This is a genomic window from Leptospira borgpetersenii serovar Javanica, assembly GCF_003046425.1.
In the GTDB taxonomy this organism is placed as follows: domain Bacteria; phylum Spirochaetota; class Leptospiria; order Leptospirales; family Leptospiraceae; genus Leptospira; species Leptospira borgpetersenii.
The window spans coordinates 17,501-40,673 of record NZ_QAJG01000018.1 but is presented as its reverse complement, the minus strand read 5'-3'; the positions used below and the strand labels follow the sequence as shown (position 1 = coordinate 40,673).

16 protein-coding genes and 1 pseudogene (1 of these 17 only partly in view) are annotated in these 23,173 nt (G+C 40.0%); 8 read left to right on the top strand and 9 right to left on the bottom strand.

Features of this window, described 5'->3' with window-relative positions; genetic code table 11:
• Positions 1-16 precede the first annotated feature (16 nt).
• Positions 17-691 (bottom strand): HAD family hydrolase, encoded by a 675-nt coding sequence (locus CLV95_RS13770; RefSeq protein WP_002736193.1) that lies wholly within the window; start codon positions 689-691, stop codon positions 17-19.
• A 95-nt stretch (positions 692-786) separates the two neighbouring features.
• Here CLV95_RS13770 and CLV95_RS13765 point away from each other — a divergent pair, with 95 nt between their 5' ends.
• Genes CLV95_RS13765 through CLV95_RS13755 form a run of 3 tightly spaced genes read left to right on the top strand, consistent with a single transcriptional unit; the run spans position 787 to position 3,811 of the window.
• Entirely contained in the window at positions 787-2,049 is a 1,263-nt protein-coding gene (locus tag CLV95_RS13765) for a KamA family radical SAM protein (protein ID WP_107694985.1), read from the top strand.
• Positions 2,042-3,103: a D-alanine--D-alanine ligase family protein gene (locus tag CLV95_RS13760; RefSeq protein WP_002726765.1), complete on the top strand. Its 1,062-nt coding sequence runs from the start codon at positions 2,042-2,044 to the stop codon at positions 3,101-3,103. Before CLV95_RS13765 ends, CLV95_RS13760 begins: the two co-directional genes overlap by 8 nt.
• 12 nt (positions 3,104-3,115) lie before the next feature.
• Positions 3,116-3,811: an iron-containing redox enzyme family protein gene (locus CLV95_RS13755; RefSeq protein ID WP_002736207.1), complete on the top strand. Its 696-nt coding sequence runs from the start codon at positions 3,116-3,118 to the stop codon at positions 3,809-3,811.
• Here CLV95_RS13755 and CLV95_RS13750 read toward each other — a convergent pair.
• Positions 3,788-4,132, bottom strand: a complete 345-nt coding sequence (locus CLV95_RS13750) for a DCC1-like thiol-disulfide oxidoreductase family protein (RefSeq protein ID WP_002726746.1) — start codon at positions 4,130-4,132, stop codon at positions 3,788-3,790. The two genes, CLV95_RS13755 and CLV95_RS13750, sit on opposite strands and share 24 nt — an antisense overlap.
• A gap of 665 nt (positions 4,133-4,797) precedes the next feature.
• Between CLV95_RS13750 and CLV95_RS13745 the strand changes: the two genes are divergently transcribed.
• Positions 4,798-8,769, top strand: coding sequence for a PAS domain S-box protein (locus CLV95_RS13745; protein WP_002757865.1), 3,972 nt, complete (start codon positions 4,798-4,800; stop codon positions 8,767-8,769).
• 452 nt (positions 8,770-9,221) lie between these two features.
• Positions 9,222-10,116 (top strand): annotated as a pseudogene (locus tag CLV95_RS13740) (tetratricopeptide repeat protein).
• A 185-nt stretch (positions 10,117-10,301) separates the two neighbouring features.
• Here CLV95_RS13740 and CLV95_RS13735 read toward each other — a convergent pair.
• Positions 10,302-11,885: a DUF2079 domain-containing protein gene (locus tag CLV95_RS13735; protein ID WP_002736223.1), complete on the bottom strand. Its 1,584-nt coding sequence runs from the start codon at positions 11,883-11,885 to the stop codon at positions 10,302-10,304.
• 326 nt (positions 11,886-12,211) lie between these two features.
• On the opposite strand from CLV95_RS13735, the gene CLV95_RS13730 reads away from it, so the two are divergent.
• On the top strand, positions 12,212-13,315 hold the full coding sequence (locus tag CLV95_RS13730) for a TMEM43 family protein (RefSeq protein WP_002726809.1): 1,104 nt from the start codon (positions 12,212-12,214) through the stop codon (positions 13,313-13,315).
• Positions 13,316-13,430: 115 nt separating this feature from the next.
• Here the strand turns inward: CLV95_RS13730 and CLV95_RS13725 are convergent, their stop codons facing one another.
• From CLV95_RS13725 to CLV95_RS13710, 3 genes are all read right to left on the bottom strand, one after another.
• Positions 13,431-13,871, bottom strand: coding sequence for a DUF1761 domain-containing protein (locus tag CLV95_RS13725; RefSeq protein WP_002736217.1), 441 nt, complete (start codon positions 13,869-13,871; stop codon positions 13,431-13,433).
• A gap of 565 nt (positions 13,872-14,436) precedes the next feature.
• Positions 14,437-15,168 (bottom strand): FecR family protein, encoded by a 732-nt coding sequence (locus CLV95_RS13715; protein WP_002729370.1) that lies wholly within the window; start codon positions 15,166-15,168, stop codon positions 14,437-14,439.
• Positions 15,169-15,182: 14 nt separating this feature from the next.
• Entirely contained in the window at positions 15,183-16,637 is a 1,455-nt protein-coding gene (locus tag CLV95_RS13710) for a hypothetical protein (protein ID WP_016749617.1), read from the bottom strand.
• 816 nt (positions 16,638-17,453) lie between these two features.
• Here CLV95_RS13710 and CLV95_RS18935 point away from each other — a divergent pair.
• Positions 17,454-17,603, top strand: coding sequence for a hypothetical protein (locus CLV95_RS18935; protein WP_155117811.1), 150 nt, complete (start codon positions 17,454-17,456; stop codon positions 17,601-17,603).
• Positions 17,604-18,544: 941 nt separating this feature from the next.
• Here CLV95_RS18935 and corA read toward each other — a convergent pair.
• Together corA and CLV95_RS13695 are read right to left on the bottom strand one after the other, a co-directional pair.
• Positions 18,545-19,564 (bottom strand): magnesium/cobalt transporter CorA, encoded by a 1,020-nt coding sequence (gene corA / locus CLV95_RS13705; protein WP_002736187.1) that lies wholly within the window; start codon positions 19,562-19,564, stop codon positions 18,545-18,547.
• Between the two features lie 493 nt (positions 19,565-20,057).
• A complete protein-coding gene (locus tag CLV95_RS13695) occupies positions 20,058-20,783 on the bottom strand; it encodes a hypothetical protein (protein WP_002726418.1) in 726 nt (241 codons plus the stop codon).
• Positions 20,784-21,286: 503 nt separating this feature from the next.
• Here CLV95_RS13695 and CLV95_RS13685 point away from each other — a divergent pair.
• A complete protein-coding gene (locus CLV95_RS13685) occupies positions 21,287-22,660 on the top strand; it encodes a protein-disulfide reductase DsbD family protein (RefSeq protein ID WP_107694983.1) in 1,374 nt (457 codons plus the stop codon).
• Positions 22,661-22,949: 289 nt separating this feature from the next.
• On the opposite strand, the gene CLV95_RS13680 is transcribed toward CLV95_RS13685, so the two are convergent.
• Positions 22,950-23,173, bottom strand: partial view of a prolipoprotein diacylglyceryl transferase gene (locus CLV95_RS13680; protein ID WP_002726208.1) — the final stretch only. It continues 712 nt past the right edge of the window; 224 of the gene's 936 nt are visible here — the last part of the coding sequence; its start codon lies off the right edge, out of view — the gene reads right to left on this strand; its stop codon occupies positions 22,950-22,952.

The window sequence follows — 23,173 nt, the reverse complement described above, 5'->3', positions numbered from 1 at the left end:
TCCATACAGGCAAAAATCAGAGAATTGCGTTCAGATCGGAGAGGTTTTTGAGTTCCAATTCAAAGTCCGGAATTTCTCCGGGAGGTGCGTGTCCGTACGAACAAAACGCAAACGGACAACCGTTCTGACGGGCGGCCTCGTGATCTGAAAGTCTGTCTCCTATCATGAGAATTTCGTTCGGTTTAAGATCGTTTCGTTTGATGTATTCTTTCAGAATTTCTCCCTTGGTTTTGATCCGCTCGTTGTCTAAAACGAGGATCGGATCGAAATAGGAAAGAACTCCCGCTACTTCCAAGATGGTTTCGATATAAGGTTTTCGTCCGTTTGAAGCTGCTAGAATTCGAAACCCTTTTTTTGAAAGAGACTCGATCGTTTCTTTGACCGAGGGATAGAGTTCTCCCTCTCCTTTTTTAATTCTCTCGCATAAAAAACGAAGCACACTATCGGAAATGGCGTCTCTTTGTTCTTCGTTCAATTGTGGAAGAAGATTGCGGAAAATGGTTTTGACAGGCTTTCCGATTTCCATCATAAGTTGATCTTTGGATGGAAGAGAGATTTGGATTTTGAAAGTTTCGGAAAAATTTCGGATCGAGTCTCTGTAGACTTCGAGTATCATCCCTTCGGACGAAAATAAGGTTCCATCTACATCGAATGCAAGCGTTTGGAGAAAATCAACGGAAAAATCGGTCATCAAAGGACAACTTTTCGGAAACGAATTCTTTTGACATTTTCTTTTTCCCTTTGCTTGATTTTCCCCGGAGTCGGAGAAAATAGGAAGAACTTCTTATGAAGACTTCGAATTCGCATCTGTTCGTACAAAAATCCGAGAAAGAAAGTTTTGCAAATCGGTCTGAGTTGTTTTCTTCTTTTGATTGGAGCGATTATAAAGCTCAGCTTCAAAATCGTGTGAGAGGTTTCGAGCTGGGGCGTTATTTCGATTTGACGGAAAGTGAAAAAGTCGGAATTGAGGATACGATTCGTCTCAACGTTTCCGCGACACCATATTACATTTCTCTAACGGACCCGGAGGACCCGGACGATCCAATTCGAAAGATGATCATCCCGAGAGAAGCGGAGACCGTTTTTTCTCCGGAAGAATCTCCCGATCCTCTGCACGAGGAACGATTGTCTCCCGTCAAAGGGTTGACTCACATGTATCCGGATCGAGTTCTTCTTTTTACCAATCACGAATGTTCGGTTTATTGTAGACATTGTATGAGAGGTCGTAAGGTCTCCGATTCTAAGGAGAGAATGATTACGGAAGATTTGGAAGCTTGTTTTGAATATATTGAAGCATGTCCGGAAATAACCGATGTGGTACTATCCGGCGGAGATCCCCTAAATCTGAGCGACTCCAAAATCGACTGGATTTTGGAGCGATTGGAAAAAATCGAACATGTGAAAATCTGTAGACTCGGTACTCGAAATCCGGTCACGCTTCCTTTTCGAATCACATCAGATCTTTGTAATATTATAGAGTCACACAATACCCATCGGCTTTCCATTTTCTGCAATACCCAGTTCAATCACGCGAAAGAATGCACTTCCGAAGCGAAAGAAGCGATTCTAAAACTTCTCAAAGCCGGAGTGAACGTCGGAAATCAATGTGTTCTACTCAAGGGAATCAACGATTCCGGGGAAATCATGTTAGAACTTCATAAAAAACTGTTGGAATTGAGGGTTCGCGCCTATTATATGTATGATCCGGAGCTGATTCCCGGTTCGAGAGGTTTTCGAACTCCGCTCGCAAAAGGTATCGAAATCATTTCCTATATGAGAGGGAAGATAGGGGGAATGGGAATTCCGCAGTTCGTAAACGATCTTCCCGGAGGAGGTGGAAAGGTAACGTTGACTCCGGATTGGTATCTTGGTTTTTACAAACCGGAAAGGATGCACGTGTTTCGATCCGCGTTACACGGATCCTATCATTTAAGTCCGGAACCTCCGGATTCCACAATGGAAGAAATTTACCCTGAGGTCTCCTTGGAGACCTGGGAAAGAATTTCTCCAAACGCGTTCGGAGCCAAAGAGAAGAAATTGAATGTATGACGTAATGCCGAGCGTTCTTGTTTACGCGGACCTTCACGAGTTTGAAGGGGAGTTTCCGGAAATTTACAAACAGGAATGGGAATCTTCGAAATCCGTGGATGTTATCTTAGAATTGTTAAGCGAAGTCGGGGAAAGAGTCGAATTTGTGGCCACTCCGAGTGAACTTTTGGAAAAGTTAAATCATTATTCCGACTTGGATTTTACGAAACGCCCCGTTCTCTTTCATCTGATGGAGGGATTTCGTTCCAGAAACAGGGAGTCCTTGATTCCTGCTGCGGCGGAGTTGTTCGGTTTTCCTCACACCGGTTCGGACGTTTATTCTCAAAACGTGTCCTTGGATAAAAATCTAACGAAAATATTCGCCCAGTCTATGGGTATTCCGATTGTGCCCGGGTTTTTAATTCGTTTCGAGACGGATTTTACGATTCCGAAGGAGTTTTCCTTTCCCGGATTTTTAAAACCTTCCGGAGAAGGTTCCAGCCTCGGAATCGGAGAGGAAAGTATCATTCACGACGAAAAGGATCTCCGTTTCAAATTGTCCTCCAGAACGGCGGAATTTTTTCCTTATCTCTTGGAAGAATATTTAACGGGAATTGAATATACTATTTCCGTGATAGGATCTAGTGTAGTAGGTTATAGAGTCAGTTCCGCGGGAAGATTGGTTCTTCGGGACGATCTGAAAGTGGAAGAGGTTTACGGAGAAAAAACGAAGTCCAAAAGTGTGATGCCGGAAACTCTCGTATTTGATTGTCCTTCCGGTTTGGAGTTATTCCTTCAGGAACAAAGTCGGTTGTTTTGTAGTTCCCTTGGTACTTCCGGTCCTGCGAGATTAGATTGGAAACTCGATTCTTTAGGGAATCCCTATTTTCTTGAGATAAATCTGACTCCCGGTTTGTCTCCATTTTATTCCACATTTCCGATTTGTTATCGTCGGAGTCTAGGAAACGAAAAAAACTTATTACAAGAGATTCTAAAAATAGCCCGTTTGGATTTTGAGACCGATCGATTTTTATATGCCAAAAAGAAAATCAGATCCTTATCAAGTCAAAGATAAAGTCATAGATTTATGCAGACAGTGAGTTCTATTCAAACTTCCGAATCCTTTCGAAATTCTTTGAAGGAATCGGTTCGGAATCATCCGGTCCTGGTTTCCAATCGCTGGCTGGAAAAAAAGGAAAGGAGAATGGAAAAAAAAGACCTTCTTCTTTGGCTTCGTCAGGAATATTTCGTCAGCGTAGACTTCGTAAACTGGTTTTTAAATACGGCTGCAATCAGCGATTCTGTAGACGCAAAAATCGTTCTTGTCTCTAATATTTGGGAGGAATTGGGCGAGGGGAATGCAGAAGATTCTCATGTTTGTATCTTGAAAAAGTTTCTTTCGGATATGGGCGAGGTGGTGCAAGATATACACAGGCTTCCTGAAACAAAATCTTATTTAGATCTAATGAGGAAGATAACCATCACGGACTTTTATTCTGCCCTAGGAGCGCTCGGCCCTGCGAACGAATACTTGCTAAAATTGGAATATTCTAGAATGTTCAAGTCTTACAATGATTTAAAGGAGAGAGTTTGTTTGCCGGAAGGGAAATTTTTTCAAGTCAATCTGAGTGCGGACGAATCTCACGCAGAAAAACTTTTCCGCCTGATCGAAATTGTAGCAGACACGGAAGAAAAGAAAAATCGGGTGATGGAAGGAAATAGACTCGCTCTAGATGCAAGACTTATGTTTTACGAAGGCCTAACGACTTTTCAGGGACTTTAAGAGACCCATCCCGATCATTCCTAAAATTGGAATCAAGGGAAGATAAAGAAGTGGTGCAATCCAACGATATCCTCTTAAAGAATGGCTGAGTTTTCGAACCGCAAAAAATCCGGGATATCTTCTTCCGTTTACGATCATTTGAACGTTTCCTTCTGCGACACTGATATTCAAAGTTGGATGAATTTCTTTCAATTCTTTTTCTGAAAAATCGTGAAAGGATTTAAATCTGATTTTGGGGTCGAGATTGAGGTTTTGCAGTTTGGTTGCGAGGTTGGAGCAAAACGAACATTCTCCATCGTATAAGAAAACTAGGGTATCCATCTTAAAGTATTTTTGAAATCAATTCTAATAAAAATTTAGGAAGATCATTACTACATTTTATGTTTCATAGCATTGTAATTTATCGTTTATTTTCAATCTATTTTTCTTAGAATATCATAGATCGAATTTGCTTGAATTACTTCTAATGTCAGAAAAGTTACCCTTTGCTGTGGCTCATCTTAGCTACGCTAAGATGAGCGATTCATAAAGAGCGAGATGCTTTCGTTTCCTCCACCGACCTTCTTGACTCCGTCGAATCAAGAATTATCATATTCGGAATTGCCTTATGTTCAAGAATCATACTAATCTAAGAGCTGGCGTGAACTAAAGCCGAACGCCTCTCTATATGGATCGGCGTTCAGGTCGCGGGTAGTTTCTAACAAAGTTGGAAAAGATGAGCGCCTGATCCAAATGCGAAAACTCATACAATTTCTGAATGTTTGAAAAGATTAAGACTACTCGCGAAGTTCTTTTCAGATTTTGTTACAAACGATTTTTAATGGAATCATTTCCGAAAGATTATATTTCATCATGGAATATAATTTTGATCGAACTATCAATTTTTTGAAAGAAGCTCTCATTAAGGACTCGAAAAATTTAAGATTCTAAAGTAAAATGATTTTTCCTTTTCAAAGGTCTCTTTAAAGTTTACTAGATTCCGACTCATGAAAGCTTTGAATTCCAATTTGTTCAACTCAGAATTCTTTCGACAGATTTTCGAAACCAATCGGGATGGAATTGCAATTGCAAATTTGAACGGCTCTTTTTTGGAAGCCAATTCTGCCTTTCAGGCTCTAACAGGTTATTCTCTCGAAGAACTTCAAAAAGACAACTTTTGGTCATTGGTCCCTGTGAGTTGGAAAGTGGCCGATAGAAAAGATTTTGAAGAGAATCTTTTCTCTTCCGGTTATTCTCAGGAGTTTGAAAAGGAATACTCTTGTAAAAGCGGTAAAATCATCCTAATTTCCGTAAAAGCATACGTTATCCGAGACGAGTCTAAAAATCCGACTGCAATTTGGGGAATTATCAGAGATATTTCGGAACAAACGCAGAATGAAGAAGTTCGTAAAAAGTTTTGCGATGAGATCAAGGAAGGTTGGGAGGCGTTTCAGAGGATTTTCGTTTTGAATCCTTTTCCGATGGCGATTTCCGAAATCGATACTGAAAAACTTTTGGAAGTGAACCGCAAGTTCGCCGAACAAATCGAATACGATTCGGACAAACTGATCGGAAAAACTATGACTGAACTTGGGATTTGGTTTTCGCCTGAGGTTAAGGAAAACATTTTCACGATCATAAGACGTGACGGCTTTGTGGATAGTATAGAAACGCCGTTTCGAACTACTAAAGGCACCGAGTTTTGGGGACTTTTTTCCGCTCAACAAATCGAATACAAAGGAAAAATCGCGTTTTTAAGCATCACGGTACCGATAACCGACAGGATTAAAGAAGAAAGAGAAAAACAAAGGTTGCTCGACGAGGTTCGTGAGAAGGAGGAAATTCTCGATCAAATTTTTCGTCTGAATCCTTCCGCAATCACATTATCAAGAATTGATGGACGGTATGTAGATGTAAACGATCTCTTTTTGGAACATTTAGGAAAAACGAGAGAAGAAGTTTTAGGTAAAACGCCTGTCGAACTCAGTCTTTATTACAATTTATTCGATCGGGAAAAAATTCTTCAGAAATTAAACGAAGATGGTGTCGTTCAAAATTTAGAGGTCAAACTTCAAACGTACGAGAAGAAAATAAAAACGATTCTATTTTCTTCTAGATACATAGAATCGAAAGGAGAAAAGAAAATTCTCTCGATCGGTCACGATATTTCTGAGTTAAAGGAATCCGCTCTCGATTTACAAAATCTTGCAAAGGAACTTGAAAAGAGCAAGGATCTCTTTCAGAAATTATTTCAACTAGTTCCTTCTGCGCTCGTTCTAACCGATTGGGAGGATCGTACGATCGTCGACGTAAACCAAAGATTTTTGGAAATGGCAAAACGTACTCGAGAAGAAGTGATCGGAAAAACGACTCCTGAAATTCATATCTGGGACAAGTCCGGAAATTTTAGGGCAGAAGTTTATGAGGCGCTTTCCAAAACGGGAGAAGTAAAAAATTATGAGTCCGTTTACCTCGCTTCGGACGGAGAAATGATACCGATTCTTTACTCGGCGAGAATCATCGAAATTAACGGAAGAAAACAGGTTATTTCTCTTGCGACGGATATCAGTGAAAAGAAAAAGTCGGAAGAAGAAAAAAGAAAACTCGATGAAGAACTTCGTCTCAGTAAAGATCTTTTTGAAAAACTCTTTCAACTTACTCCGGCCGCCGTGTCGCTTTCCGACTTAGAAACGGGGATCTTTCGTCAGGTGAATCAATCTTATTGCGATCTCGTCGGTTATACGAGGGAACAGATTCTCGGTAAGTCGTCTATAGAACTTGGAATTTTGAGGTCTTGGATTGAGCGCGAAAATTTCAAGAAGGAGTTGGAAGAGAAAGATTGGACCGGAAGTCTTGAAGTTACGATTCAAAGTTCGGATGGAACTCAAAAGCACGTAACTTCCGGGAATAGAGTCTTTCAATTGAACGGGAAGTTGATGTTACTTTCCCTTCTTATCGATGTTACGGACAAGAAGATTATGGAGTCCGAAAGAAACGAGTACTTTGCAAGAATGCAAGAGAGCAAGGATCTTTTCGAGATGATCTTTGAAATGAATCCGGACACCATCACCATCAATGATCTTCAAAATGAAAAGTATATTCAAGTGAACGAACGTTTTTCGGAAATGTTACAGTATTCCAAAGAAGAAGCGATCGGCAGGATGCCCATGGAACTGGGAGTTTGGAATGACGACGAAGAAAGGGTCAAAGTGTTTGCGATCTTAAGGGAAGACGGTATCGTCCGGGACTACGAAGCCCAATTTAAAAGGAAAAGCGGCGAAGTCGTAGATACTTTGTTTTCCGCGAGACGAGTTAAGATTGGAGATTCCTCCATCGTGATCGCGATCACACGAGACATCACTCAACAAAAACTCGCTTTGAGGGAAAGGGAGGAGCAAACGAGAAGAATTGCCTTACATGCACAGGCGCTTATGGAGATGGCTACCGATTCCGAATTTGCTTCCGGAAATTTGGAATCGGGTATGAAAAAAATAACGCTGATGGTTTCCGAAGTGGCGAACTGCGATCGGGTGTCGATTTGGATTTTTCATAAGGAGAATCCGAGTTTTTGGACTCTTTTTGCAGGTTGGGATCGGAGAGAACAGACATATATGAAAAGAATGGAATTGAATATGTCTTCTTATCCGAATTATTATGGAGCAATCCAAAGGGATAGGTTCGTGGACGCGACGGATGTAATCAACGATCCTCGAACCGCGGAACTTGCAGCGACTTACAGCGTTCCACACGGAATCAGTTCTTTACTCGACGCGCCTTTTTTTCTCCGAGGAAAAATCAAAGGAGTCATTTGTCTCGAACATAGAGGCGATCTGAGAAGATGGAAAGGATACGAAAAACAATTTGCGGTTACCGTCGCAGAACAGGTCACACAACTTCTATTGAATGCGGAAAGAAAAGAAGCCAAGGAAGAATTGGAAAGGGCGGTAAAAATAAGAACTTCCGAGCTAGCATACGCTCTTGAGAATCTACAAAGAACACAAGAGCAATTGATCCTTTCCGAAAAGATGGCCGCGCTCGGACAACTTGTTGCGGGAATTGCGCACGAAATCAATAATCCGTTAGGTGCTATCGCTGCGTTCAGCGGAGAATTGAAGGCTTACTTGGGCTCGTCCGCGGAGAAGATGGAAAAGTTGGGTTATGAATTCGCTTCTGTGGACTCGGAATTCATTCATAATCTTTCCGAACTGATTCGAAGGGGAGTCGATAGTAAGGAAGGTATTCTTTCCAGAGAAAACAAAAAAATCGTTTTGAATTCCATTAAGACGAAATTGACCGAGTTCGGTTATGAAAATGTCCACGATATTGCGGATCGACTTTTGGATAACGGACTTCCTTCGGCGTTGGATGAATTTCCTTCCTTATTTTCGAATCCTAAATTTTATCCTTTGGTTAAGTTTGCGCTGGAGGAAATCCACGCTTATAGGAATATTCTTCTGATTCGATTGGCTGTGGATAGAACGTCTAAAATCGTTTACGCTTTAAAAACTTATGCTCATATAGATACGGAAGAAAACAGAGGAAAAGTTATTACCGATCTTGTGGAAAACATAGAGACCGTTTTGACGATCTATCATAACAAAATCAAAGGTGGAGTGGATGTGGAGTTGGATTTTCCGATTCGCCCTCTGATTGCCGCATATCCCGACGATCTTGTTCAAGTGTGGACAAATCTAATATACAATTCTTTGCAAGCGATGCGCTTTAAAGGAAAGATCCGAATTTCAATTCAAGATCGAAAAGACGAAGTCCGGGTTTCAATCGAAGATAACGGGCCTGGGATTCCTCAGGAAGTGAGGGAAAGAATTTTCGATCCTTTTTTTACGACAAAAGGTCCGGGAGAAGGAAGCGGCTTGGGTTTGGACATTTCGCGAAGGATCGTAAAAAAACACCAAGGAAGAATTGAGCTCGAATCTGAATTCGGTAAAACTGTATTCCATATATTTCTTCCTAAAGAATGACGGATTCTATGGTGATTCCTGACTGTCGGAGCCAAATTGTTATATTGCTAAAAACGAATATATACTCTAGTTTTCTGCTTTATCAGAAAGATCAAGCTGGTAACTAAAACGTCTCGCTTCTTTGGCACTCGACGGATTCTGATATACAAAGTGGTTCGATTTTTTGCCTGTTGTGGGAGTTGTTCGTGCGAGATTTTCTTTTTAAATTAACGTGAATTCGATATAAAAAAGTTTGGGCAAATAAAAAACTAAAATGCAACAACTTCTTGAATTCGAGCATAATGTTTCCATTCCTTCGGAATTTTTCAAACTAAAGTGCTGCTCGCTATGGGTCGCAGCATAATAATCTCTTTTACATTTGTTAATTCACGTTAAAGAAAAAAATGGGGATTTCGGATATTTTTCATTCAATAAAAAGTTGAATTTTGAAAGAATTTGGTTTCTCTTGCCTGATGGTTAATAAAGTTCTTCGTTATTTTTTAATGGTGGGAATTTTGATCTGTATTCTAAGCATTTTTTTTTTCCAACTTTCAAGATACGGATAAAAACGAACCTTCCACGATCGTACAACCTTCGCGGATTCAAGAAATCTTAAGTGAAATCTTAGCCGTTATCCGAGAAATCAAAACAAGTGTGGAATCTTCTGAATCTTCCAATCCGAGTCCAACCGCATCGGTTACGAATAATAACGGAGAAGATCCCAACGAGATTTTTAATAGAGCTTATAGCACAAATGAAAAGGGCGATTATCTCAAAGCGATAAAAGAATATTCTAAGTATTTGGAATTGGTTCCTGGAGACGCTTCCGGTTATTACAATCGAGGTTTGGCAAAATATACTTTGAAACAATATGGTGAGGCAGTGAAAGATTTCGACAAAGCGACGGAGATCGATCCGAATAAGGCTTCCGTCTTTCTCTATAAAGGTTATGGCAACGAAATGCTCGATAACTGTGCTCAGGCAATCGACGATTTTCAGAAAGCGATCGAACTCGGTGAAAAGAACAACCCGGAACTTTACGGCCATAAGGCGCGTTGTGAAAATCATGATGAGAATTACGACGAAGGTCTTAAAGACGCCTTGAAAGCGGTAAATCTGGATAAAAAGAACGTTTACGCTTTCTTTGAATTAGCTTATGCTCAGTACGGTTTGGAAAGATATTCGGATTCGGTTGCGAGTTATTCGATGGTTTTGCAACTCAATCCGAACGACGAGGTCGCGTTTCATAATAGGGGGCTTGCGTATGCTTTCTTAAAGAAGATTCCGTTGGCATGTAAGGATTTTCGAAAATCTTTGGGTTTAGGATATGCGGGTGCCAAGGATCGATTGGCAGAATACTGCAAATGATTGATCGCGCATCAAACGTTTTGTGTAAATAGAATTCAAAAAAAATCGGACTATACCAGCTTTGACGTTCGTTTCAAAATGTCGCTTCGGTATGCTAAAACTTTCTTTGAGGTTGTTTCAAGTTTAAAGAAGTGAAACCGGTTCTATCGAATACGTTTTAAATTTAATCCGAACTAGAATACGTTTTAAGGTTTTGCATTCAAACGCAACAGGACGAAACGGTTCGTCTTCCGGACCCAACGCAATTTTCCTTTCAACACGTCTACGTCGACTCGTTCCGAAATTTTCGCTGAACTCAAGTAAGGAGAATTATACTCTTGATCCAAAAGTATCCATTCTTTCCATTCTCTATCTTCTCGTATCGGATATACCGGATTTTTTAAAGAAACAAAGGGGGAAAGGTGGAATCCGGCGGAAACGGAACTTCCGGCGGGGATTTGTTTTAAAATGTCTTTTAACTCGGCAGTTCGGTCTGGTTTGGGGGAGAGTGCGATCGGATATTCTGATTCTTTGGAGTTTCTATGAATCGAAACGGAAAAGGTGAGGATTAAAATGAAAATGAGTTTTTTTTCTTTCGAAGCGGATGATGGAAATTTTGTTTTGGATTTGTCGGTTCGATCTTGGATCCAGATCGCTCCCGTTTTCAAAAATAGGATCAAAAACGGAATGAGAGGATAAACGTAATAACTATACGAATCTCTGACCCAGGGATGAATCGATAATCGAAATACGGAATACAAACCGAAAAACGGAAGTAAAATCCAACCTCCCGTCAGATTCCAAAATCCCCATTCCAGACTTAAATCCCGGATTCCCTTCCAATATTGGGATCTGTTTTCCGAATTTTGAATATAGTTTAAAAAAATGGAAATCGGATTTTTGTTCTCAGTGTCCCAGTATTCTTTCCAATTTCTTTCCGCGGATATTCCCGCCCATTCGTTTAAGATCGGGAATATGATAAAATAATAAAAAATGCATATAATAAAAACGAAAGTCCATTCTTTGTTTCTTTTTTTATCGGCCGGAATTAGGGTGATTGCAAGCGCCGCTAAGTAGATTGAAAGGTCTTCTTTGATTCCCAAAAAGAAACATAGGCTTATTAAGGTAATCCAAAATTTTCGTTTTTGAATTCCAATAAGCACGCATAAACAAAGGAACGGGACCAAAACTTCGAAGTGTAACGAATGATTTAATCGATAAAAGCTGGATGAGCCCGACCAAAGAAGGGAAGCACAAAGGGAAAGTTCTTCGGAGATAGAACAGGTTCTTAAATAATGGTATAAAAGGGGAATTGTGATCGAAGCGAAAAAGAATATCCCGATTCCGAATCCGAGTTTTGATCCGAACAAAATCGGAAAGGGGGTCAAAAGTAAGATTCCAGGCGTCATGTGATGAGAGAGAAAGTTCGCGTTCTCATTCGGACCGTAATATTGAGTCTGAAAAAATTTTCCCTCGATCGTAGGGACGATCATTCTCGTCTGAGCCGTATAGTCGAAATCGCCTAGGAAAAAGGAGTCTAACGCGGTGGCTGTGTAAAAAATTCCTTCCGTAAAAACGAACAGAGACCAATATGAAATGAGAATGCCGGGGGAAACGATCAAGGGTAAAAACGGTTCTTTTTTTCGTCGCTTTTGAATCCAAAATAGAATTGGAGTAGAGAGAAGGATTCCCGTTAAGACGAGTCCACCGATTCCTTTACTTCCGATCCAATACTGAACCGGAAGATAGAATATAAAAAAGGGCGATAAAAAAAGTACGGGTAAGGACATGCGGATTTTATCCAAAATTCATTTTTGATTCTTAATTTCTTCCAAAAAAAACGACTTACATCTCTTTTGAACACTTACGTTTCATAAAAAACGATCCTAAAATATTTACAAGAGATTCAATTTTAATACGACTCTGAAAGTTCGGTTTTAAGATTGTACGATTGAAATTTTCCGTATTTGTAAATTGATAGATAAAAAGTTATTTACAACCCTTTGATTTTCTTGGAAATTTTTACGGCTTACATCATTTCTCTGAAATTGAATTCCAATTTTTACGGGGAAAACAAAGTGGCAAAGTTTCTATCGAAAACAAAAGGAGAAAGTCAATGGCGTTTGAAAGTCCGGACGGAATGTCCTCGACGGAGGGTATAGGTTTCTTATCCCAGATGGGGAACTCCTTCAAGAGTATTCTTACAGGAGTAATTTTATTACCCGTGTCGTTTGTCATCATCTACAATGTGGAGACTTGCGAACAGGCGAGTGCCGCTTTAAAAAATGCAGTTCCCGTAGGACAAGCGAAAGATAATCAGCCTTCGTACGTTACGGGAATTCTCAAAGCAAATCTTCTCGGCGGACGATTCGTAAAAAGCGGCCCTTACATTTCTTATTCTGTGAGTTCCGAGGTTTATGCTTGGGATGAGGAAGTAAAGACGGAGGGTTCCGGAAGTAATAAAAAAGAAGTTAGAAACTGTGTGTTAAAATGGACTTCTTCACCTGAAAATCCATCTAACTTTAAACTTTCCGGATGTCGTAAGAAACCGTATCATAGACAGTCCGTAAAGGACCAATCCGATTCCGCGTCCGGAGCGGTGATTTTTTCGGAGGGTAAAAATTATTCCGTAAACCTTGAAGAAGTGGATTTTACTTCTCAGGTTTCTTCTAGAGACGCAAACGAAAACGAAATTCTTTCCAACGGTTTCGTCTACGGTGAGGGGTATCTTTATAGTTCTAAAGCCTGCGTTGAATCCGAAAAAGAAGGTTGTGAAAGAGTGCAGGTCTCCGTAACTCCGATTCCGGAAAAAGACATGACTTTTATCGGAGATATAAAAGGAAATAGAGTAGCACATTTCACTTCTGCAGAAGGAAATAAGTTCTTGAATGCGAGTGTGGGAGATTTTGCGGAAACGATAGCGGATATTAAATCCGACGACAATACGATGAAATGGGTTGGAAGATTTATCGGATTTATCGCGATGTTTTCTAGTTTCACATTGATGGCCGGGCCTTTGACTTCTCTTCTGAGCTTTATTCCGTTTGTGGGAGATTTGGGAGGGGGATTGATCAAAGTGGTTCTCGGAATCGTCGCTTTTATCATCACTGCGATCACCATTCTTCTCATTAAATTCTGGTATATTTGGTTGGTTTTACTTTTAGGGGGAATCGGTTACGCGATCTATAAGAGAAAATACGCTCCTCAAAAAGCGATTTGATCGATTCCGAAATTGAAAAAGAAGTCGGTCTTCTAAATGTAAAAGACCGGCTTTTTTATTTTTACTCCAAAGATAGGAAAAGGTTTTTTAGAAACAAAACGCCAAGGTGGATGCGTCATCTCCAATAAGAAAGAATCATCGCTATGACTTGAAGAGAGATTAAGTTGTATCCGGCATTGATGAAAAAAAGTTTCCAGGATCTGCCTTCAAAAGCCACCGTATTGATAAGCACCGGGATGTAAAATCCGAGCCAAGTGTAAAATCCCGAAAAGAATCCGTAAACGTATGCGGGACTGTCCTCTCCCGCGTGCCAAGAGGACGCTCTCCAAACGTTTGTTGTATAGAACAGAACGTATGCAGTTAAAAAGGAACCGATTACCATCAACCCCATAGGCTTGAGCATTTCCTTTGTGCTTGGTTTAACGTCTGTAGGAATTCCCATTTCTTTCATCCAAGCCTTTCCGAGTAAAGGCCCGTACCAAACAGAACCGATGATAAAATGTACAACCACTGCGACTAAAACCGCCAGATAATTGATATGTAATTCCGGATGCATAAAAACTCCTTTTTTGAAATGGTATGTTTCATGGAAATCTCAAAGAGTGTCAAGTGATTCTCGAGCGAGCTTATTATTTTAACGTGAGTTTGGCGTAAGAAATCCCTGATTCATTTTTTTTGTAGAAAGTTGGAATTTGAACTTTGTAAATCTATTCTGAAATGTGGGAACTACGACAAATCGCGATTTTACGAACAAATTCTAAAAGTAGGGACTCCTACTTTTAGAAAATTCTTTCTCATTTCCAACCGCCGAACTCACGTTATTTTAACGTGAGTTCGATATAAGATTCTGTCCAGAAACTGGGATAAACCTTGCAGTTTGATCTTTCTGACAAAGCAGAAAACTGAAGCGCGTTCGCTCCCTAAGGGTCGCTGCGGGTTTTGGGACGCGCTGTAAGAAAGTTTGGGCGAATCGCTCGCCAATTTTACAGCTAAAATGGCTCGCGACCTGAAGCGCTTTTGTAAAAAGCGTTTCACCTGAGTTCTTCAAGCCGAAGTGCTGCTCGTTATGGATCGTAACATAATCATTGTTTTTGCATTTGTTACATCGAACTCACGTTATTTTATTGTTTACCGTAGGTTTCGTCCTTTAAAAAATCCTCGGAAGGAGTCCAACCTTCCGGGGTGTGGCAAGAAAGACAGTTTTTCAAAGAAAGATTTTTTTTCAATCTTGCTTCAAAGCTTGGAAGTGTTTTTAATTTCTTTATAATTCCTTCATATTCCACTTTTTTCATTTCCGGATTTTGTGAAAAAACGATCGTTCCTTTTCCTTTTTCCTGAAGAATTTCCTTTCCATTCGAATCGGAAATGGTCACCTTCCCTTCGCAGGTGCAAAAGGAAGAGTCTTTTGTTTTCGGGTCGTACGAAACTGAAAACGAAGTGCCTCGAACTCCCGCCGTTGAATTTGAAGTTGCAACGTCGAATTTTTTTCCTTTCAGATTTACGATTTTAAACCATGCGAAACCTTGATCGATTTCAAGTCTGCCGTTTTTGGATTCTTCGTGAAGACTTGTAAGTCTGATTTTACTGTTTTGTTGGATCTTAAATTCGGAACCTCTATAAAGTACCGTAACTCTTGAACCGTTACCCGTGGAGATTAGATCTCCTTCATACACGGGATCGTTCGATTTCAAAGGCTCCCAAGAGTTTTTACCAGGTTTTTGAACGTGAGCTTTTCCTAATAAAAAGTTTACTTTGGCGTTTCCCGTTTTCGATTCCTGACTCAAAAGTACGATTGAACTTCCCGTCATTGAAAGGGAAAGTGCGATCAATACGATCTTTACCTTGTGATTCATAATAATCTCCTAATTTAAAACTCTATTGTGGTTCTCAAAAGTACCTGCCTATCCAATGAGGAATAGGAAACGATTCCGAGGTTGCTGCTACCGTTCCATTGACCTAAATATTCTTTTTCGGTTCTTTCGTTTCCGAGCTGATCGATGTAAACTTTTTGTCCAACACCGTTCGTGTCGTAGTTTTTGTTTTCAATGTAACCGATCGCCATTCTAAAGCGGGGATTGACGACCCATTCGAAAAACACGCTGATCCTTCGAAACGAGCTTTTGCTTGAATACCCGTTTGTTCTCGTTTCGGGAAGAATGTTTCGGACTTGTGCCGGAAGATTTACGTTTGAGGTTGAGAGTCCGGGGAAAAATTCCCTTTGAATCGTGTCCGTAACGCCGACTACGCCGTTGTTTCCGGTACCTCGTTCTATCCTTCCCAGAAGATGAAAGTTACCGGCTCCTATGGAAAGCCATGCATACAGAGCTTTTCCGAAACCGTCTTTACCGAAAGCAACCGGAGCGGCGAATGGTTGTAAGCGATCTCGGATTTCTCCGCTGTTTTGTTTTTTGAAAAAACCTCCCAAGCCTAAATTCCATTTTATGGGGCCGTTCCAGATCAGGTTGGTTTCTAAACCGGTCGTGTCGGATTGTAAACTTTTGATCTGTTTCGACAGAGCGGTTATAGGATTCAGGTCGTTTGGAAGACAAGTCGTTTTTCCTTCGAAACATTCGTTTCCTCCCGAACCGAATGCGTTTTCTCTTCTGTAGAAAAGATGAAAACCCGCTTTTCCACTTTCGCCTAATTGGGGTTCTACGGAAAATCTGGAGGAAACGTCCATGCCTGCGGAATTTGTGTTTTGTGTCTCTCTATAACCTTCTCCGTTACTAACCATAAACTGGGAGCTGATGATGGACCAGTTACCGACCGCATTCAGTCCGATGTCTGCGGGTTGGGATGCAAAACCGAGAGATTCCAGAGGTCCTCGGTCGATGTATCTCCATCTCCAGTAGTTGCTCCATTGGGTATAAGTATGAGGAAGTTCTTGGATTCCGAAGCCTAATGTGTAGTTTCCCCAGGAAGAAGTATTCCAGATTTTTTTAATATTGGCCCTGCGAACGTTCAGAACGTAAGGATTTTGTTTGGTGCCCGTATCTACTCGTGTATCCGATGTTAGTTGATTATTCCGGATTAATTCTCCCCAAAGTTCCGTTTGGATTCTGACTTCCTCGAACGTTTTTGAAATCATAAGAAGGGTCCAAGGGGTGGAAAATCCCGTTCTGTCGTTCGGGTTCGAGTTGGAAATTCCGGAAGCTCCGTCCCGAATCCTCGCCCCATAGGAAGGAGAAATCACCGCCTTAACGTCCAAACCGTAATAGGAATCCGGTTCGTCTTTTTTCGTGGTTACAACTTGTTCCGCGTGGGTGGTCCAGACCGAAAGGAAGGTCAATAACAGAATTACATAAATTCGAAATATTCTCATATTTTCCCTGAACCGTTTACTAAGAGGGAACGAATTCATTTCGTCAATTTTTTCTGCGATTTTATGGATTTTCTTTTTTTATAAAGTAAAGTTGTGCGCCTGTTAAAAAGCAGGCATCTCCTTTTGATCTATGGGATCGAACCTTTTTTGTGATTTAACTCAATTTCTGCAAATCGTTCGATAATACTTCTGATTACCGGAATTATGATTCGTCGTAAAATCTTGAACATCGCCTTCTAAAAAAGAGGAAATTTCCATATTCCTGAAAAATTCTAAAATATTTGCGGATAAATCGGTTGAGGGGAGAGTGTTAGCTCGATTTTGTTACTTTTTCTATTGAGATCTATATAATAAAATGTCTATAAATTAATTCTACGTTTCAATGAGAATTTGTACTGAAATTGATGGTTAAAAAAACGGTATTATTATAAGTCATGTGAGCACCTCTATAAAATCGAGACGCTTTCGTTTCCTTCGCGATCGACAGAGCGATCCACAAGTTGGGTTGAAATAGTAAGGATCGAAAAACGCATATTTTTCAAGTGCTCCGACAAGAACGAGGCTTTTTACTTGCAAAAAGTATGATTTTCTGATATAGAAAAATCACCGAAGTCTTCCCACCTATTTCGCGACCCGTAGAGAGCGAAATAGAGTTTATTCGTCCCTCCACCCAAAGAAACTCAGCGCAGAGCTTTCCTATGGGTCGCTCTGCAGGGCTGAACCTGTTTCACGGAGGATTGTCGGAAGAGATCTAAGTAATTGTGGGGATAGAGAGCATTATACCTCAAGTTTAGAGCGCCTCCGCCGGGAGCGAAGATGCTTTCGTTTCCTTCACCGGCTTTCTTGACTCCGTGGAATCAAGAATATTACATTCGGGACTGTCTTATGTCCAAGAATCATGCTAATCTAAGAGACTCAAGCCGTCTCGCTTCTATGGCGCTCGACGGTTTTTGGGTCGCGCTGTAAGGAGTTATTATGAGAGACCACTTCTTTAAAATATTCGATAATCGTAAAATTTATTTTATAGAGGTGCTCTTATATCAAAAATGGATTTCAAGTTATTGAACGATTTTTTCAAAGAGAATGGAATGTTTTTGAGATGCTTGTAATGGGTCTTGAGGGTTTGAATTCCGTTCTGTGACAATTGATTCTTCATCTGTTTCACAGTTGATTGAAGTAATTTTGTTAATCTTAATTTTAAACAATTATAACGGATATTGATGTTTTACTCTATGGCGATATATTTTCGTAGGAGAGATGTTTGCATATTTTTACCCATAAGTTAATTAGTATATTTTAAATTTATTGTATATTTCAGAATTGCAAATCTTCACGGGTCATTTTTTGGGATTTCGTATGAATTCCCACAGTTTGCGGAAAAATTTGTACTGTGTGTGAACGTCTGTACTTTAAACCTACCCCAAAACTTAGATAGAAATATCATCGCAAATTTTTCGCGAAACGAGGAGGTTCTTACAGATTGGCATTTATTAACTTTGGAATAGGCTTCATTGTTGTTAAACTCCGGTTGGAGTTCCTACACTCTGAGATTTTGGGACAAATCCTTTGTCGAAAAGGATAAATTTACGAATAAAAAACAAATTTTTTGGATGTTCCTTGATTTTTACGGATTTCATTCCTGCACATGGAACTTTCGAAGATGAAAAGAAGCTATCTCAAAAATATCTTAGAATGACTGGAATCGATATTTTACAATTGGACGTATGAAAAGAATTCCGTAATGAGTTTGTTTCAAAAATTGAAATTCTTCTTCAAAAAGCCGGTAATTCTGGATTCGGTCGAATTTTATGAGGACTTTTATATCTTTGCAAAATCGCTTGTCAATTTTGATACCATTTTCATGTGTTCGAATAGTAAGTAAAGGTAAAGTATTTTTGAGATGAGTTTTAATCTTTGAACCAGTGCTTTTTTCTAAACCAAAAGATCATGCTGATAGGGATGAGAGACATTAGTCCGATCGTAATATACAATAATGGAGCGTTTGCGTAGGGAATTGTAGTAAAGTTCATTCCGAAAAAACCGGTTAGGAAAGTGAGCGGCATAAAGATTAAGCTAATCAGAGTAAGTCGCTTAACAATATCGTTAGTTCTTTGTGAAATTACTGAGAAATACGCATCCATGGTGTTCCCAAGAAGATCCCGATCCATGTCGATTGTTTCGTAGATCCGACTCAAATGATCATAAACGTCTCGAAAATAAATCTGAATTTTTGGACTTAAGAAACGATTATCTCTTCGGATTAGGCTGTTTACGATTTCTCTTTGAGGAGAAAGAATTCTTCGAATCCGAGTTAGATTTCGTTTGAGAAAGAGAATGCCGGCAATGGTCTGCTGAGTGTCTTGATTTACGAGGATCTGTGATTCGATCCGAACGATCTCTTCGCTAATCTTATCCAAGATCGGGAAGTTGGAATCTACCGTCTGATCGAAAAGCATGTAAAGAATCTGATCCGTACCTCTGGAAAGTGGATTTCCTTGTGTCATACAACGTTCTTTGAGTTGTTCTATTGACGGTTCGTCCTTTTGATGGACGGTGACTACGAATTTTTCGTTAAAAAAAATATGGATCTCATTATTTTTTAGGGTTCTTCTTTCTGTATCGTATTGGAATCTATGGAGAACAATAAATAGATACGATTCGTATTCATCCAATTTCGGTCTTTGATTTTTATTGATACAATCCTCTATCGCAAGCGGATGGAAATTACATCCCCTTGCCAGAAAATCCATATCTTCTCCTTCAGTTGAATCCAGATCGATCCAGACTAAACCCTTGGTACAAAGCCATTCCAATTCGGAGAGTTCCGGAGGTTTATCGTTCGTTTCTAAAAGCATTTGACATGGATTAGCTACCGATTTCTCTCGATTTTCTTCCGGAAAAAATTCAGTGAATAAGATTCGTTTCAATGAAAGAGTCTCCAACGGTTGAAGCTATTTCAAAAAGAATGTCTGGCAAGAAAATTATCCAATCTGTAGATTCTATTTTATGAATGAGCCAAGATTCTTCCTTTCATAAGCTTAAACTTTATCGTCTTATGTGATAAAATTGCGGAAGGGCTTGACATAAGGTACATATAGGAGGGAGCAAGGCGGCTTGAGTTTTCCTGCACAAACGCGTATATAGAGGATGTTCGAAAGTTGTATTCAGTTCGGAAACGACCGAAGGTTTTCTGTCGTTGTTTTGTCGAGGAACGAATCGGATACACCGCTTCCGCTTTTAAAGTTCAGTGCATTTTCCGAATGCCTCGCACTACCACTGGTCTTCTTAATTCCATCGATTCAAGAATATCATATTAATTTACAGATCACTCTTACCCGATTCGGGAGGGGTCGTAAGTTTCACCGTAGGATTGTCGGAATTACGACAATCTTAGAAAAGCGGTTAAAAGACGACCGTCTATTATTCCAGAAGCGGTTTGTTTGCATCTGGATGTTTTGCCAAGTATTCTTGGACCGTGTTTCTTTTTTTTTCTAAACGAAAGAGATGATCTTCGATGATTTTACCGAAATCCAACTTACCCGTAATGATTTCGTATCTTTCGGTTTCCATCGTTCCTAAATCCAGATCAGAATCGATTTCGGAAGAACGATCCGCATATCTTTGGGCTTCTTTCCAGTAGAGAATAGCTTCCTTGTAAAATCCGTCTGCGACTTCGAAGGAACGATTCAGATCATACGCGAAATCCAGGTTGTGGAAATAAAGATGTCGTTTATCAAATTGGGACGCGATTCTCATATAGGAGCGCATTATTTGAAGGTTGATGTGCATAAAAAGAAGATTGCGATATTTATAATATTCTTCCTCGTCTTTTACGGGACAAAGAGCGTTTTTTGGATGTCTGAATCGTTTCTTTAGTCCGATCTTTAGGAAATAAATGTTCCTTCTGAGTTCGTTTTCTCCGTAGTGAAGTTTGAGGCCGTAGAGCTGGTAATAATCTTCTAAAAATTTAGGTTCCCATTTGTGAAGTTTGTAGGGCACCCAATCGGAAAACTTCGTATAAGGACCGTTTTTTTCATATTCGTAGTTATAATCTAGGTCGATTTCCGCGGAGATCGAGGTTGTCTCCACGTAAAAAAAGATCCCTAAAAGAATACAGTAGAGCGGTCTGATGATTTCCACGCGCATTCAAAGTGATTTTCGGCAGATTCTAATATTTAGGTGAGAGCGAAAACGTCCGGAAAATGCGGCGCTTTCTTGGAAATTTCGAATCGGATATTTTTTTCAGGTTTAAGAGACCGGCGTTTTGGAGAATTTTTTTTACTCAAGAACTCCATAGTATAGTACCAATATTTTGCGCTGAAGTAGGGTTTTGTAATGAAATTTACGGTACTCGATTTTATAAAGATTAGAAGTTATCTCAAGATATCTGAGAATGATCGGAATCTGCGTTTTAAATAAAGATAAAGTATTTTTGGGATAGCCTGAGTAAAAGGCCGTCTTGTTGATTGGAATTGCGTGAATCATCGTTAAAAAGCCGTTTCTTCTCGACAAAAAATAATTTTTTAAATCGGCATCGAGTCTAAACTACGAGTTGAAGAGCTATTTCATTTGGAAACGGGTTGACTCCTGATTTTTTAGAAGAAGCATAGTTCTCGCGACGAAGTTTCATTTTTTGGGTCTTTTAATTTGTGCTACTGAAAATCCATCAATATAAGAATTTTCTAATTCGTTTTGCGATTTTGAGCGCCCTTTTTTTGGGATTACCTCTTTCCGCGGAAACTCTTTCCGGCTCTTGGTTTTCCGGGATTCGAAAGTCCATTTCGGAAGGAATTTCCAGTGGAACTTTTGACTGGACTTCCGGATTTCTTCTGATCGCAGGTGGGGTCCTCGCAAGTCTTTTACCCTGCGTATATCCATTGTATCCGATTACGGTCGGAATCGTAAGGGCTAGGGGGGAAGGTTCTCCTAGAATTTTACATCCTGCGATTTATTATTTCGGTTTGATCACAATCTATGCTTCTTTCGGGCTAATCGCTGGACTTTCGGGAGGGGCGTTTAACGTAATCTTACGTTACCCGATCGTTAATCTTGCGCTTTCCGTTCTTATTTTTCTATTGGCTTTGGGATCCTTGGATTTGATTCATCTTCCTTTTTTTCAATCCAAGGAAGTAAAAACCGTACAAGGATGTGGCGGAACTTTTTTCCTGGGAATGGGCGCCGGACTTCTTTCTTCTCCCTGTGTCGGTCCGGTCGTGGTCGCGATTCTTTTGCGGATCACGGTTGATTCCGGTGCGATCTCGATTGATTCCGTGCTTCTTGCCGTGTTTAAGATGTTTTTATTCGGAGTTGGTTTGGGATTTCCATTTCTAATGATCGGGGTCTTCGGTTTGAGTCTTCCTAAGTCTGGAAAATGGATGCGTTGGATCCAGTGGGTTTTAGGAATTTTTGTATTATATTTTTCTTATGCGTATTTTCAGAAATCCCTTTTGGGTTGGGAAATCTCTGATTCTTTGATCCCTTTATCTGCGTTTGGAATTTTATTCCTGCTACTTTGCATTTACTTTTTTCTACCGGAAGAATGGGACCGTTACGTGAGAATGAAAAAGACCCTCTTTCTCGGAGGAGTGGTTTTGTCTGCGGTTGGACTGGTGATTCTTTTCACACAGAACTTAAGAGGAAGCAATTCGGTTTCTGCGATGGGAATAGAAACAAGGGGAAATCTTTCCTGGTTTCGATCTACCTCTAAGGCTTATGAAGAGGCTGCAATCACGGGGAAAAAAATGTTTGTCGATTTTTATGCGGATTGGTGCACGAATTGCAACGCGTTCGAAGAACTTACACAAAGTGATTCTGCTTTGAATGAGGCTTTACAAGGTGTTGTTCTTTTGAAGATTAAGGATCAGGATCCCATTTTTGAAACCTATGTAAAAGATTCTCGTTTCGAGGAATTGAAGATTGGGCTTCCGCTTTTTGTAATTTTAGATGCAGAAGGGAATCTTTTGTATAAGAATACGGATTATCAAGATACGGAGAATATGATCCAAACGCTCAAACAACCCTGAAAAATCTGCTCGTTGGGCTACAGAACGGTTTGATAAAACAATGTGAGTTCGGCGTAAGAAAGTCGGAGTCTGTCTCAAATGTAAGAAACTCCCACATTCAGAGGACTGATGACAGTGCGACGCGGAATCCGCTTACAGAAAATAGTTTTGAAACCGGCTTTAAGTTCCTATTGAAAAATCGTTCTTGAGGATTCAAATAAAGAGACACCGGGCAACGGTAATTCCAAAAGCCACCTGTAAAAACTTCGATAAGTAGCGTGATATTCAAGACTTATAATTATATTATGGATTATGTCGTTGTTGTTTCTTTTTCCCAAAGTTTATACTTAATCAGAAAAAATGCCCCAACTAAGATGATTGCAATGGAAACCCACTGGGATTGAGAAAAGCCGTGCCAGTAGTACTGATTCAAGAAAGTGGGATTTTGTTCCGGGTTTGGAATATTGACTATTGCTGGAGGATCGATGAACGGCAATACTGCTTTGTTGACCCTTAAAAATTCCACCATCAATC